The following is a 14,558-nucleotide window of genomic DNA, read 5'->3' as shown; positions in this document are numbered from 1 at the left end:
AAAACAAAGCCAAGACGGCTTTGTTTTAGTGTATAGGCGGAGATGCTTTCACAGCGGCTGTCCGCCTTGCCACGGCATAATTCAGCAGCTGGATTGACTGCGGCAATGAAAAGCGCAAAATGAGTCCGGTGAAGATGGCGGTCAAAATGGTGCCAAAACCGATCGGGCCGCCCATGCCCCATGCCGCAAATAAAATAGTTAATTCCATGCCGTTCCGCACCCATTGCACATTCCAGCCGGTTTTTTCTGTAATCAGCATCATCAGTGAATCACGCGGCCCCGCGCCAAGGCCTGCTGATACATAAACACCGACGCCGTAACCGATCAGCACCACGCCGAGAGAGAAGACGATGACGGAGCCCGTGTAGGTCGAGGGAGCAGGCAGAAGAAAATTGAAAAAGTCTATAAATACACCGATGAGCACCATATTCAGGATCGCTCCAATTTTTGGCCAAGCCCTCGTGAACAATGACGTTAATCCGACGATGAGCGCTCCAATAATGATGGACCACTGGCCGACGGTAAGCCCGTAGTGCTGAAACAGGCTGTAATGAAATGCATCCCACGGACTAATGCCGAGTGCTTTTCCTTCTATCGTCAGGGATACACCAAAAGCCAAAATGATCAAACCGGCAAAATAAAATGTCCAGCGCAGAACAAGTTCTTGCTTCACGTGAGGTCCCTTCTTTCGTAAAAATCAGTCGATTGTCATTGTAGCACATCTGACAGAAGGGCGGAATAGGCGAAAGGAGCTCAACAAAAAAACAGGGCGCCCGCAGGCGCCCTGTTTTTCTTATTACAGCGGGTTCAAAATCCGGTTTAAGAACCGCTGTGTCCGTTCTTCTTTTGGTGCGGAGAAAATTTGCTCCGGCGGTCCCTGCTCCACGATTACACCGCCGTCGATGAAGATGACTTCATCGGCAACCTCCTGCGCGAACTTGATTTCGTGGGTCACAACGACCATGGTCCAGCCTTCATTGGCTAAGTCCTTGATAACCTTCAGCACCTCTCCGACGAGCTCCGGATCAAGCGCTGAGGTCGGTTCGTCAAACAGCATGAGCTCAGGCTGAATCGCCAGTGCGCGGGCGATGCCGACACGCTGCTGCTGGCCGCCGGAAAGCTGGAACGGATATAAATCCATTTTGTCCTTCAATCCGACTTTATCAAGAAGCTGGATCGCTTCTTTTCTGACTTCCTCTTTGTTCCGTTTTTGCACCTGAACAGGGCCTTCCATCACGTTTTCGAGGGCTGTGCGGTGCGGGAACAGGTGATACGCCTGAAACACCATTCCGGATTTTCGGCGAAGCTTTAGGATATCCGCCTGTTTCACCTTTTTGGAGAAATCGATGGAGAAATCATCAAATGCAAGCTCTCCGCGATTCGGAATCTCCAGCGCGTTCAGGCAGCGGAGCAGCGTCGTTTTCCCTGAACCTGAAGGCCCAAGTATGGCGATGACTTTTCCTTTTTCAATCTTCATATCTATCTTTTTTAAAATTTCATTTTCACCGAATGATTTGTTTAATCCCTTAACGGTAAGCATACTCGGAACCTCCTTATTTGGCCACGTAGCGGTCAAGACGCCGTTCGATGACATGCTGGACGAGTGAAAGCAGGAAGCAGATAATCCAATAAATAAAGGCTGCTTCAATATAGATCACTAAAATTTGATCAAGATTCCGCGCGCCGATTTCCTGGGCTTTTCTGAACAGCTCAGCGACCAGAATTTGGGAGGCGAGGGATGTATCTTTAATCAGGCTGATAAAAGTATTGGATAATGGCGGGATCGACACACGAAACGCCTGCGGCAGTATGACGCGGAACAGCGTTTTCTGATGTGTCATGCCGATTGTGTAGCCGGCCTCCCATTGCCCTTTCGGCACGGATAAAATAGATGCCCGGATGATTTCAGATGCATAGGCGCCGACGTTTAATGAAAAGGCGATAACTGCGCTTGGAAATGGATCTAATGTGATGTTAAAGGCCGGGAACAGATAGAAAATGATGAACAATTGAACGAGAAGAGGAGTGCCGCGTATTGCGGATACGTATACGCTGAACACCCATCTCAAAGGTCTCACTTTCGACATTCTGGCAAGCGCCGTAATCAGCGCCAGGATCATTCCAAATATAAAGGAAAGAATCGTAAGGGGAATCGTATAGTAGATTCCCCCTGAAAGTATCGGCCAGAATGACTGCTGCACCAGATCCCACGGGATCGCCGTGCCAAGCGTCAATGCCGGCAGATTATTTAGAAACATCTTCGCCAAACCATTTTTTAGAAATTTTAGAAAGAGTCCCGTCCTCTTTCATTTCTTTTAATGCTTTGTTGACTTGATCAACAACCTCGCCGCTTCCTTTACGGAACGTGAAATACGTTTCCTGCGGATCACCTGTTTCAAACGCGATCTTCACGTTTTTGTTGCCGGATGTTTTTAAGTAGTTCAATACGGCAAGCTTATCGTTGTACGTCATGTCGACGCGGCCTTGCTGGATCATTTGGAGGGCTTGCGCCATGCCCTCAACGCCTTCTACTTTAGCGCCAGCATTCGTAGCTAATTTGTTGTAGTTGCTTGTAAGCGATTGAGCTGACGTTTTTCCTTTTACATCTGCTTCAGACTTAATATCGTTGTTGTCTTTTTTCGTCACGACAACGGCTCTTGATGTTGTGTATTTATCTGAGAAATCATATTTGTCTTCACGATCTGTTTTTCCGACTTGGTTGGCAACAACGTCAAACCGTTTGGAATTCAGGCCGGCAAACATGCTGTCCCATTGTGTTTCTTTAAAATCGACTTTCAGTCCGAGGCGTTTTGCGACTTCTCTGATGACTTCGACATCATAGCCAGTCAGCTTGTCAGTGTCTTTGTCGTGGTAAGTGAACGGCTCATATGTTCCTTCCGTTCCGACTGTGAGCACACCTTTTTTCTTGATTGAAGCCCAAAGATCGCCACCTTTGGCATTATCTTTTGACTGATTGTCATTTCCTGCTCCGCAAGCTGCAAGAGCTGTAATACTTACGACCATGAATAAAGCCAATAATGCTTTTTTCATCTTATTCCCCACTTTTCTGGTTGATTTTATTGAAATAAAAAATTAGCTTACAAATCTAAAGGATAACTTTTTTTTAGTATGAGTCAAGTATTTGGTTTTCATAAGACAAATTCTTTTAAAATAAATCCAAAAATTGCTGTGCCGGTTTAGGCAAATAACTGTCCGTTCTCCACATGACAGCGGGCGTCATAATGAAGGGATTATTTTCGATATGAACGGTGTGAACGTGATTTCGCATATGAACGGGAATCATTGTGACAGGCAGAATAGACGCGCCAAAACCAGATGACACGAGGCTGAGCAAAGTTGCAGAGTCATGGCATTCACAAACAATGCTCGGCTTCAGGTTCAAACGATGAAATTCATTCATGACCTGATTATAAACGCCTTTTCCGTTAACAGGCCGGAGCAGTATCAGCGGAAACGAAGGAATGTCCTCCATTTTAATCGTGTCTCCGCACGGATATCCGGCTTCATCTGAAAGCACGAGCACACATGGAATGTCATCAAGCTGCTTGAATTGTACTCTGTCACTTTTGATCAGTGTTGTCGTGACCGCCGCATCGATTTGCCGGCTTTCCAGCAGTTCCAACAGTGTCGCAGGCTCATTTTCCCAAATATTAAAGGTGAGATGGGGGTATCTCTCTTTGATCTGTGTGACTTTTTCAAGCATCAGAGCCGCGCAATAAATTGTTGAACCCACGGCAAGCGTCCCTGCTACCTCCTCCTTCAGCTCCTGTACCTCGATGACGGCATCCTCAAACCTATGCAAAATCTCCTTTGCTCTTTTCAGAAAAACAGTTCCTTCATATGTAAGCGTCATTTGTTTTTTCTTGTTCCGATCAAACAGAACAACACCAAGCTCGTCCTCCAGCTGTTTGAGCTGCCTGCTTAAAGGCGGCTGCGCCATGTGAAGCTTTTTGGCTGCGGACGTGATTTTCTGTTCTTGGGCAATGGTAATGAAGTATCGAAGCTGGCGAATGTCCAAAAGAAAGCGCCTCCTTAATATACCTTTTAAGTATTAAATATAGATTTTATAGATATTTTTCACATGGATATATCAGGAGTATGATTGAAATGAAAGCAGAATTCAAGCGTAAAGGAGGGGGCAAAGTGAAACTCGTTGTCGGAATGACAGGGGCAACAGGGGCGATTTTCGGGGTCAGGCTGCTGCAGTGGCTGAAGGCCGCCGAAGTGGAAACCCATCTCGTTGTGTCTCCTTGGGCGAACGTCACGATCAAACACGAAACAGGCTATACCTTACAAGAAGTAGAACAGCTGGCCACATACACTTACTCACATAAGGACCAGGCGGCAGCCATTTCAAGCGGGTCGTTTGATACCGATGGAATGATCGTTGCGCCGTGCAGCATGAAATCTCTCGCAAGCATTCGCACCGGAATGGCGGATAATCTGCTGACACGTGCGGCGGATGTCATGCTCAAGGAGAGAAAAAAACTCGTCCTCTTAACGAGAGAGACGCCTTTGAACCAAATACATCTCGAAAATATGCTAGCGCTTACGAAAATGGGTACAATCATTCTTCCTCCGATGCCGGCATTTTATAATCAGCCGACCAGCTTAGAGGAAATGGTTGACCATATTGTATTTAGAACGTTGGACCAATTCGGCATTCGCCTTCCTGAAGCGAAGCGCTGGAATGGGATTGAAAAACATAAAGGAGGAGCTTGATCATGGCTTATCAAGATTTCAGAGAATTTCTCGCAGCCCTCGAAAAAGAAGGACAGCTGCTTACAGTGAATGAAGAGGTAAAGCCGGAGCCTGATTTAGGGGCCGCCGCACGCGCAGCCAGCAACCTTGGCGATAAAAGCCCCGCGCTCTTATTTGACAACATTTATGGCTATCATAACGCCCGAATTGCGATGAATGTCATCGGCTCTTGGCCGAACCATGCAATGATGCTGGGTATGCCGAAAGACACACCGGTAAAAGAACAGTTTTTTGAATTCGCAAAGCGTTATGACCAGTTTCCGATGCCGGTCAAACGTGAGGAAACAGCGCCATTTCATGAAAATGAAATCACAGAAGATATCAATTTGTTCGATATACTGCCTCTTTTCAGAATTAACCAAGGTGATGGGGGCTACTATTTAGACAAAGCATGTGTCATTTCCCGTGATCTTGAAGACCCTGACAACTTTGGCAAACAAAATGTCGGCATTTACAGAATGCAGGTCAAAGGAAAAGACCGCCTCGGCATTCAGCCTGTGCCGCAGCACGATATTGCCATCCATTTGCGCCAAGCTGAAGAACGCGGCATCAATCTTCCAGTCACCATAGCGCTTGGCTGTGAGCCGGTTATTACAACAGCGGCATCGACTCCGCTTCTTTATGATCAATCAGAATACGAAATGGCAGGCGCGATTCAAGGCGAACCATATCGCATCGTCAAATCAAAGCTGTCTGATCTTGATGTTCCGTGGGGCGCTGAAGTGGTGCTTGAAGGTGAGATTATTGCCGGAGAGCGCGAATATGAAGGGCCGTTCGGTGAATTCACAGGCCATTATTCCGGCGGACGCAGCATGCCGATCATTAAAATTAAACGCGTCTATCACAGAAACAATCCAATTTTCGAGCATTTATACTTAGGCATGCCTTGGACAGAATGCGATTACATGATCGGCATTAACACATGCGTGCCGCTTTATCAGCAGTTAAAAGAAGCGTATCCGAACGAAATTGTGGCAGTAAACGCCATGTACACACACGGTTTAATCGCGATTGTATCCACAAAAACCCGTTATGGCGGATTTGCGAAAGCGGTCGGCATGCGCGCATTGACCACACCGCACGGACTTGGCTACTGCAAAATGGTCATTGTCGTTGATGAGGATGTCGATCCATTCAACCTGCCGCAGGTCATGTGGACGCTTTCGACGAAAATGCATCCGAAACACGATGCGGTCATCATTCCGGACTTATCTGTTCTGCCGCTTGATCCGGGATCTAATCCGTCAGGAATCACGCACAAAATGATTCTTGACGCGACTACACCGGTTGCGCCGGAAACAAGAGGCCACTATTCACAGCCGCTTGATTCTCCGCTTACAACGAAAGAATGGGAACAAAAACTAATGGACTTAATGAATAAATAAGGAAAGGATGTTCGAAATGCATACATGTCCTCGATGCGACTCAAAAAAGGGAGAAGTCATGAGCAAATCGCCTGTAGAAGGCGCATGGGAAGTTTATCAGTGCCAAACATGCTTTTTTACATGGAGATCCTGTGAACCGGAAAGCATTACAAATCCCGCGAAATACAATCCGGCGTTTAAAATTGATCCGAAGGAAACAGAAACAGCCATTGAAGTTCCGGCGGTGCCGGAACGAAAGGCTTGATCAGCGTGAACTGTCTATCAGACCGTCTTTTTGAACTGCTTGACGGGGACCGCCTGAATGAGAAGCAGCATGAGGCCTTCGTTCTGCAAACAGTATCAGAGGATGGCTGGCCGCATGCCGCTATGATTAGTGTGGGGGAAATGATCGCGCTGAACCGAACTGATATCCGAATCGCTCTGTGGAAAAACACAATGACTTCGACCAATATCCTTCGCACAGGAAAAGCTCAGTTCACGGCATGGTGGAAGGGAGCCGCTTATTATGTAAAGCTTGAATGCACGCCTTTGCCGCCTTTGAAAGATGCCGAATATGATAGAGACCGTTTTTCCTGCCGGGTCGTTTCAGTGAAGGAAGACATTGCGAAATACGCTGATTTGACTTCTGGTGTCCGTATCCAGCTTCACAGGCCTGAAGAGGTGCTGAGCAGATGGATAAAGACCCTGGAAGAAGTAAAACGGTAATATCGAGAGCCTGACGCCATGCGTCAGGCTTTTTTTATATAATGAAAACAAAGGGGGCGGAAAAATGGAACGTACGGGGATCTGTCACTCGGACGGTTTTGATTTAGCTTATCGAATTGAGGGCGAGGGCGCACCCATCCTTGTGATCGGGAGTGCGATTTACTACCCGCGCCTTTTTTCCTCAGATATCAAACAGAAATATCAATGGATCTTTGTCGACCATAGGGGATTTGCTAAGCCTAAGCGGGAGCTTCGTGAGGAGGATTCGAGGCTTGATGCCGTTTTGGCTGATATTGAAAGGATGAGAACATTTCTTCAGCTTGAGGATGTTATCATCCTGGGACATTCCGGGCACGCTTTTATGGCTTTAGAATATGCCAGGACATATCCTGAACATGTCCAGAAGGTGGCGCTCTTCAATACTGCGCCTGATAACAGTGAAGAAAGACAACGAAAAAGTGAATCATTTTTTATGGAAACAGCCAGTCTTGAGAGAAATAAACGCTTTGAAACAGATATCGCGAATTTGCCGCAGGACATTGAAAACGATCCTGAAAGACGCTTCGTACACATGTGTATTCGCGCTGAAGCGAAAAGCTTTTATCAAGAGCGGCCGCATGCAGCTGCTTTATGGGATGGCGTATTTACGAATATGCCGATCATGGATGAATTATGGGGGAATACATTTGCCCGGCTGAATCTCATTCAGCGGTTAGCTGATGTACAAGTGCCGGTGTACATCGGCTTAGGAAGATATGATTATTTGGTTGCGCCTGTTACGCTATGGGATACTGTTGACGATTTATATCCACATGTGGAGAAGGTTATTTTTGAAAAGAGCGGCCATCAGCCGATGCTGGAAGAACCGCAAGCCTTCGAACAAAGCTTCAGGAAATGGCTTGATCAATAAAAAACAGCCCGCAGATCAACATCCGCGGGCTGTTTCTGATTATAAGACCCCTTTCATCGCGCGTTTGATCACCGGCGAGAGCAGCAGGAGAATGCCGCCAAGAACGATAGAAATCAAACCGATGGTGCCGAAGTATGTTGTTTCAGGAATTTTATCAAACAATCCTGCTACTTGGGCATTGATCGCTTGGGCTGCTGCGTTCGTCAGAAACCACATACTCATTGTCTGTGCAGAGAAGGCAGCTGGCGCCAGTTTCGTTGTCACGGATAAACCGACTGGAGACAGGCACAGCTCTCCAAGCACAACAAGCAGGAAGCTGAGAACGAGCCAAAGCGGGCTTACGAGTGCTTCTTTTCCTTGCATAGCCGGGAATACCATAATGATAAATGACAATCCGGCAAGAATAATTCCGATTGAGAATTTAACTGGCGTAGACGGCTGGCGTTTGCCGAGCTTCATCCAGAGCCATGCGAATATTGGCGCAAATATGACGACAAACAATGGATTTAATGATTGGAACCAAGATGACTGAAGTTCGAATCCGCCCAATGAAAGTCTTATACGCTCATCAGCATATACCGCAAGAATGGTCGCTCCCTGTTCCTGAATGGCCCAGAACATGACAGCACCGATAAACAAAGGAACGTAAGCGGCAAGACGGGATTTTTCTGTTTTGTCCGCTTTTTTGCTAGTAAACATGATGATGAAATAAATAACAGGAATCAAAATACCGAGAATACTTACTAGGTCGATGAAACGCTTGATCGTCAGCACGCCTGTTTGTACGGAGATAATCACTGCGATCGCCACAATGATCACACCGATTCCGGTGCCAATCGCAGATTTTTTAGACAGCGGATTCGGCACATTGGAACCTGCAAGACCGAGGTTTTTCTTTCTTGTCAAAGCAAATACGATAAGTCCGAGAAGCATTCCGACCGCGGCAGCTCCGAAGCCGAGATGATAGTTGTACTTCTGTCCGAGTGTTCCGACAATTAACGGCGCAAGTAAACCACCGAGGTTAATCCCCATGTAGAAAATACTGAAACCTGAGTCGCGGCGCGGGTCTTCTTTCGTGTAAAGATCCCCAACCACGCTTGAAACGTTTGGTTTTAATAAGCCTGTTCCGACAATGATAAGCACCATGCTGATATAGAATGCTACCGAACTGCCTGGATAGGCGAGTGCAATGTGGCCGAACATAATGAATATGCCGCCGTAAAACACGGTGTTTGCGGTACCGAATACCCGATCAGCGAGCCATCCGCCAATAATAGTGGACATGTATACGAGTGAGCCGTAAATCGACATAATGGCAACCGCAGTGCCTTTGTCAAAGCCAAGCCCGCCGTTTACCGTCTCTGTATACAAATAGTAAAGTAAGATTGCTCTCATTCCATAGTAAGAGAAACGCTCCCAAAATTCGGTGAAAAATAGTGTAAATAGTCCTCGCGGGTGACCAAAGAACCCTTTTTGCGGGACGCTTTTGATGATACTTTCGTTATCAATCGAAGCCATGTCAGCCAAACCCTTTCTAAAAAAAGTGTATTATAAAAATCATATTCTTATATAATACTTGTGTCAATATAATTTATACTCATTTCAAATAGTTCCATAATGGAAAAATTATAAATGCCTAAAAATAGTGATTTTCTCCTAATTTTTATACTCTTTATCGTGAGATTTTCTTACACAACTATTCCTTTATATTTTTTTAATAAAATTTTAGAGAAATGTACAAGCAGACCGGGCCTTTGTGAGTAACATGATAGTAATCATGGAGAAGGAGGCTCGCAATTGGCTGAATTCATATTAAATGCAGCGGATTTCGGTGTTCCTGGAGATGGTCAAACGGATTCGACAGAACTGATTAATCAGTGCCTCAGTACAGCTGTTTCGAAAGGCTATCATACTGTCTGGTTTCCAAAGGGAACATATTTAATAGATGGAACGCTTGGCGGAGATTTTAATCAGAAGTTTCGAAACGCGGGAATCATTGTTCCCGGCAACCTTGAGATTATGATGGACCCGGAGTGTATCATGAAAGTAATCCCGAATAGCTCGTGGGGTTATTCCGCATTTTATGTAGGCAAGCAAGAGAATATAACCATTTCCGGAGGACAAATTATCGGCGAACGCGATGAGCATATCTACGCCTCAGCGGGGATCAGGTCAACCCATGAATGGGGCTTTGGCATATGTATTGAAGGATGCTCGAATGTTGTCATTGATCATGTGAAAGTCTCTGATTTTACCGGTGATGGGATCATTGTCAGTCCGAGGGGATTAAAGACCAATCAAGATTATCGAACGTCAAAGCAAATTATCATCCGCCGCTGTGAGGTTCGGCGGTCGAGGAGAAATAACATTTCCATTACCGGATGTGACATGGTCACAGTGGAGGAATGCGTGATTGAAGATGCCGGAACGGGGAATGGGACAGCGCCGAAATACGGAATCGACATTGAAGGATATGGCGAAGGTGATGTTGATTATGAGGAACCGATTAATGTATCAATTCGCAATAACTACTTTATTGGAAACGTTTCAAGTTCTGTGACCAATTTTAACGGGTATGGCGTTTTAATAGAAGGAAATCTCTCAGATAATACAATCAGCTACGGATATGGGACGCAAACAGTGATCAAGGGAAATATTCTGAGAGGTCCTGAAGACGCGGCGGCTGCGACAAGAGTCGGGATAACCGGACTCGGTGTGTCACAAGGAAAAGAGACCAGTGATGCGGTGATCTCTGGCAATCTGATTACCGGATTTTCAACTGGAATTGATGTCAGGGGAAAGAGCGTTCTTGTGACCAACAACAAAATCAGCAACTTTGAAAACACAGGGATATTGGTTTATCAGTCTTCTGACGTAAAGGTAGACGGAAACCACATTCAAAACGGACTGTCTGAAACAAGGCGCAGCATCGGTCTTCGCGCAGTGCTGTCAGATGACATCGCGTTTCTGAATAACTGTCTCATTCAAGTCATTGACGGTGTGAACATCTCCGGAGGCGACGTGATCATTAAAGATAATCTCCTGAGAAAATTCAGCCGGGGCATTTGGATCGCTCAAGGGAATGCGGTGATTGAAGGAAATACACTGCATCCTGACACGTTTGAAGCGGTCCCGGAATCATATGCTGTTTCCGTCACAAATAATGCTGGCGCTATCATCAAAAACAATACATTTAAAGAGTTTAAAAATTACCCGATTTACTGCTCCACAAGTGCAAAAACCTCAATTATCGGCAACCACCTCGAGAGATCTCCGCTTTTGGTCACCATCTATATCAGCACCGGTGTGCATGAGATTTTTGATAATACCATTTCAGTCAACAGAACAGCCGGGTATCCGATTGTGATTTATATCAATGGATCAGCAGGCTCTATCATTTCTGGAAACACCATCAATAACCTCTCCGCAGGCACTGCGACAGCTATTCAAACAAACACCTCAACCAATTCCAAAATCATTGGCAACCGCATTTTTAAAGGGACCATCAACAAACACAGCAGTGATACACTAGACGGCAATATTATCGCCTGAAAAAAGCGCCCCCTCTAGGGGTTCTTTTTTTTCGATTTATAGATCACGTACATTTCCCTCACAAGGACTAACACAAAAAATATAAGCACAACCCATTCCGCAAACGTTGTCATCTTAAAGCTGGACATATTGTTATAAATCGCTTTTGTTAAACTGAACCCTTGAAGCATGTCCATCAATACAGAAATAGTTAATAAACAAATTAATATGACTCCTGTCACGCCCAATATCTTCATGCTTCATCATCCTCCGCTTTTAGTGTCTATCGTTGGCGGAGAAGTTATACGGCATCTAAACCTATGCATAATCTTAATTCTAATAGGAAGAATATGAGAAAACGACAAAGAAAGGTATTTGTGTATGCCTTTATTTTCTAAGCGAAAGAACAATACCGGTTCAAAAGACAAGCAGAATACAGAAGAAAAGAACCAGGAACGGCAGCAAGAAAAAGAAAGGCCGGCTCTCATTTCTCCTAGTTTGGCAAAGAACATAGCGGAAACGAAAAAGGAAGTCGGAAGCAGCTCTGACGTTATCATTCGCGAGATTAAAATCGGGGAGCAGGATCGTGTCCATCTAGCTGTTATTTATATTGCTGGGCTGGTCGATAATAACACGATCCATGAGTCGTTAATCGATCCATTGGTACAGGATGAGTCTATCCAGAATACTCATGCGATCCAGCAAATTCTTGAAAAAACGCTCCCGCTGGGCGGGGTGAAAGCGGAAAAGAGCTGGGATAAGCTTTTTTCCGAGTTAATGCTCGGCAATGCGCTCGTTTTTGCCGATGGCTATGTCGAAGCGCTGATTTGCAGCACTCAAGGGGGAGAGCAGCGCTCCATCCAAGAGCCGAGCACCCAGGTGTCATTCCGCGGCCCGCGCCAAGGGTTTACAGAATCTCTGCAAACCAATATTTCCATGATCCGGCGATACATTAAAAACCCGAATTTATGGGTTGAAAAAATGAAAAAAGGTTCTGTCACAAATACGGATATCGCCCTCATGTACATTGAAGGAATATGTGATGAAAAGGTGCTGAAGGAAGTGAAGCAGCGCCTGGAAAAAATAGATATTGACAGTATTTTGGAATCTGGATATATTGAGCAGCTGATTGAAGATGAAACCTTTACGACGTTTCCGACTATGTATCATACAGAACGCCCTGATGTTGTAGCGGGAAATCTGTTAGAAGGAAGATTCGCGATTATTGTGGACGGAACACCGTTTGTGCTTATTGCTCCGGCATTATTTGTCCAATTTTTTCAGTCTGTTGAAGATTATTATTCCCGTTTTGACATTGCGACAAGCATACGGATCCTGCGGGTTTTAGTCTTTTTCATTTCGCTTGTGGCTCCGGCTGTCTATGTGGCAGCCACGACGTTTCACCAAGAAATGATACCGACTCAGCTGTTAGTGGTCATTGCGGCCCAGCGGGAAATTGTCCCGTTTCCGGCTGTTGTGGAGGCGCTAACGATGGAGGTTGCTTTTGAGATTCTGAGGGAAGCGGGGGTCAGGCTGCCCCGGGTTGTCGGCTCGGCAGTATCAATCGTAGGCGCGCTCGTAATCGGCCAGGCTGCCGTACAAGCTGGTATTGTCTCTCCGGCAATGGTGATTATCGTGGCACTCACCGCGATTGCGAGCTTCGCAACGCCGGCATTTGCAATGGCGATTTCAGCCCGGCTCATCCGGTTTATTTTTATTATTGCCTCAGCTGTTATGGGTTTTTACGGGCTGATTTTAGGGATCATTATGATGTTTGTGCACTTATGCAGTCTTCGTTCATTTGGCGTTCCATATATGTCGCCGCTTGCACCCTTTTCTTCACAAGGCGTAAAGGACGCGCTGTTCCGGGTTCCGTGGTGGGCCGATGAAAAGAGGCCGGAATCGGTCAGTAAGGAAGATAAGGTGCGGCAGGGAGAGGGTCAGCGCCCAGAGCCGGCCGCTTCACGAGGAATGGTGAACAAAGATTTGGAAGAAGGGGATCAGAATGGTACGTAAATGTCTGTTAGCCGTTCTCATGCTTTTGAGCGTCATTGTGCTGCCCGGCTGCTGGGATAAGCGGGAGCTGACGGATCTTGCGATTATCTCGGCGATTGGCATCGATCGGACAAACGACGGCAACTACGTGCTGCATCTTCAAATTATCAATCCAGGAAATGTTGCCGGCGGCCTTCAAGGAGGCGGTGCCGGAGACAGGCCGCCTGTATCTGTCTATTCGATTGAAGGTAACAATATAACGGAAGCACTCAGAAAAGCCTCCATAAAGGTGTCACGCCGGCTTTATTTTGCCCATACCAATCTGGTCGTGATCAGTGAAAAGCTGGCAAAAGAAGAAGGATTGGATTTTGTTTTAGATAATCTTGACCGGGACACAGAATTCAGGACAACGGCAACATTCGTCGTTGCTCATAAAACAAAAGCGGAAAATATTGTGAAAATCTTGACGCCAATTGATAAAATTCCATCAAATAAAGTCAATAAAACCCTGGATTTCACGGAGGCGGAATACGGACGGGTGGTTAAAACCAATATTCAGGACGTTTTAAAAACACTTGCCGCCAATACCAGGGCGCCGGTTATTCCGGGATATATGATGATTGGTGACGATAAAAAAGGAGTCAGCATGGAAAACACGCAGGCGACTGACCCGAAAGCCATTCTCCAGGCAGATGGTTTGGCGATTTTTGATAAGGCTGGGTATTTAAAGTATTGGCTTGAAGATCATGAAAGCGTGGGGGCAGTCTGGCTGATGAATAAGATCCAGCATACGTTTATTAATGCTGACTGGGACAAGACGAAGGATGCCGTCAGCTTGCAGGTTACCCATCAAGATACAAAGCTGGTACCGGAGATGCGGAACGGACGTCCATACATCCATGTGAAAGTGTCGGTTGAAGGAATTATAGATGCTGTCAAATACCCTTTCCAATTGTCTGACCCCAAGGTGCTGCCCGCTATTGAAAAAGCGCTCAACAAAGAGCTGGAAAAGGAAATCAGCCATACTGTGAAAAAGATCAAGAAGAATAAAATAGATTTTATCGGTTTTGGTGACACGATATATAGAAAGTATCCGGAGCAGTGGGAGAAAATGAAGGATACATGGGACAAAGAGTATTTACCGGACCTGCCCATCGACGTAAAGGCCGAGACGTATATCAGAAGAACGGGATTGCGAAACAATCCGATCAAACACCAGTTTAAAGATGATTAGGTCTGTAGAAAGGGGA

General features: G+C 45.9%; 15 protein-coding genes. 8 read left to right on the top strand and 7 right to left on the bottom strand.

Annotated features, from left to right (window positions below):
- Positions 1-25: 25 nt before the first annotated feature.
- From NZD81_RS17910 to bsdA, 5 genes are all read right to left on the bottom strand, one after another.
- Entirely contained in the window at positions 26-673 is a 648-nt protein-coding gene (locus NZD81_RS17910; RefSeq protein WP_040084189.1) for a YczE/YyaS/YitT family protein, read from the bottom strand.
- Between the two features lie 123 nt (positions 674-796).
- Positions 797-1,540 carry a cystine ABC transporter ATP-binding protein TcyC gene (gene tcyC, locus NZD81_RS17905; RefSeq protein WP_003246629.1) on the bottom strand — a complete coding sequence of 248 codons (744 nt, stop codon included), beginning with the start codon at positions 1,538-1,540 and terminating at the stop codon, positions 797-799.
- A 13-nt stretch (positions 1,541-1,553) separates the two neighbouring features.
- Entirely contained in the window at positions 1,554-2,258 is a 705-nt protein-coding gene (gene tcyB, locus NZD81_RS17900) for a cystine ABC transporter permease TcyB (protein WP_014662754.1), read from the bottom strand.
- Positions 2,245-3,051: a cystine ABC transporter substrate-binding lipoprotein TcyA gene (gene tcyA / locus NZD81_RS17895; RefSeq protein WP_282373962.1), complete on the bottom strand. Its 807-nt coding sequence runs from the start codon at positions 3,049-3,051 to the stop codon at positions 2,245-2,247. Before tcyA ends, tcyB begins: the two co-directional genes overlap by 14 nt.
- Positions 3,052-3,166: 115 nt before the next feature.
- Positions 3,167-4,039: a transcriptional regulator BsdA gene (gene bsdA, locus NZD81_RS17890; RefSeq protein WP_069839841.1), complete on the bottom strand. Its 873-nt coding sequence runs from the start codon at positions 4,037-4,039 to the stop codon at positions 3,167-3,169.
- Between the two features lie 89 nt (positions 4,040-4,128).
- On the opposite strand from bsdA, the gene NZD81_RS17885 reads away from it, so the two are divergent.
- From NZD81_RS17885 to NZD81_RS17865, 5 genes are all read left to right on the top strand, one after another.
- A complete protein-coding gene (locus NZD81_RS17885; protein ID WP_050982287.1) occupies positions 4,129-4,743 on the top strand; it encodes a non-oxidative hydroxyarylic acid decarboxylases subunit B in 615 nt (204 codons plus the stop codon).
- 2 nt (positions 4,744-4,745) lie between these two features.
- Positions 4,746-6,167 carry a phenolic acid decarboxylase BsdC gene (gene bsdC / locus NZD81_RS17880; RefSeq protein ID WP_282373964.1) on the top strand — a complete coding sequence of 474 codons (1,422 nt, stop codon included), beginning with the start codon at positions 4,746-4,748 and terminating at the stop codon, positions 6,165-6,167.
- A gap of 16 nt (positions 6,168-6,183) precedes the next feature.
- Positions 6,184-6,411 (top strand): phenolic acid decarboxylase subunit BsdD, encoded by a 228-nt coding sequence (bsdD, locus tag NZD81_RS17875; RefSeq protein ID WP_019257455.1) that lies wholly within the window; start codon positions 6,184-6,186, stop codon positions 6,409-6,411.
- Positions 6,408-6,872, top strand: coding sequence for a pyridoxamine 5'-phosphate oxidase family protein (locus tag NZD81_RS17870; protein ID WP_136654861.1), 465 nt, complete (start codon positions 6,408-6,410; stop codon positions 6,870-6,872). Before bsdD ends, NZD81_RS17870 begins: the two co-directional genes overlap by 4 nt.
- A 64-nt stretch (positions 6,873-6,936) precedes the next feature.
- A complete protein-coding gene (locus NZD81_RS17865; protein WP_136654860.1) occupies positions 6,937-7,782 on the top strand; it encodes an alpha/beta fold hydrolase in 846 nt (281 codons plus the stop codon).
- A 39-nt stretch (positions 7,783-7,821) separates the two neighbouring features.
- On the opposite strand, the gene NZD81_RS17860 is transcribed toward NZD81_RS17865, so the two are convergent.
- Positions 7,822-9,300, bottom strand: coding sequence for a peptide MFS transporter (locus NZD81_RS17860; protein WP_071581058.1), 1,479 nt, complete (start codon positions 9,298-9,300; stop codon positions 7,822-7,824).
- Positions 9,301-9,579: 279 nt separating this feature from the next.
- Between NZD81_RS17860 and NZD81_RS17855 the strand changes: the two genes are divergently transcribed.
- On the top strand, positions 9,580-11,334 hold the full coding sequence (locus NZD81_RS17855) for a right-handed parallel beta-helix repeat-containing protein (protein WP_282373965.1): 1,755 nt from the start codon (positions 9,580-9,582) through the stop codon (positions 11,332-11,334).
- 14 nt (positions 11,335-11,348) lie between these two features.
- Here NZD81_RS17855 and NZD81_RS17850 read toward each other — a convergent pair whose 3' ends face one another.
- The gene (locus tag NZD81_RS17850) at positions 11,349-11,570 is read right to left on the bottom strand and encodes a YczF family membrane protein (RefSeq protein ID WP_014662762.1); all 222 of its coding nucleotides are present in this window, start codon (positions 11,568-11,570) and stop codon (positions 11,349-11,351) included.
- Between the two features lie 124 nt (positions 11,571-11,694).
- Between NZD81_RS17850 and gerKA the strand changes: the two genes are divergently transcribed.
- Together gerKA and gerKC are read left to right on the top strand one after the other, a co-directional pair.
- Entirely contained in the window at positions 11,695-13,329 is a 1,635-nt protein-coding gene (gerKA, locus tag NZD81_RS17845; protein WP_282373966.1) for a spore germination protein GerKA, read from the top strand.
- Positions 13,319-14,542 (top strand): spore germination protein GerKC, encoded by a 1,224-nt coding sequence (gene gerKC / locus NZD81_RS17840; protein ID WP_040084176.1) that lies wholly within the window; start codon positions 13,319-13,321, stop codon positions 14,540-14,542. Before gerKA ends, gerKC begins: the two co-directional genes overlap by 11 nt.
- Positions 14,543-14,558: the final 16 nt, after the last annotated feature.

The organism is Bacillus sp. B.PNR1 (assembly GCF_030386235.1).
Classification (GTDB): domain Bacteria; phylum Bacillota; class Bacilli; order Bacillales; family Bacillaceae; genus Bacillus; species Bacillus stercoris.
Note: the sequence above shows the minus strand (reverse complement) of the source record. Positions and strands in the feature narration are given on the sequence as shown.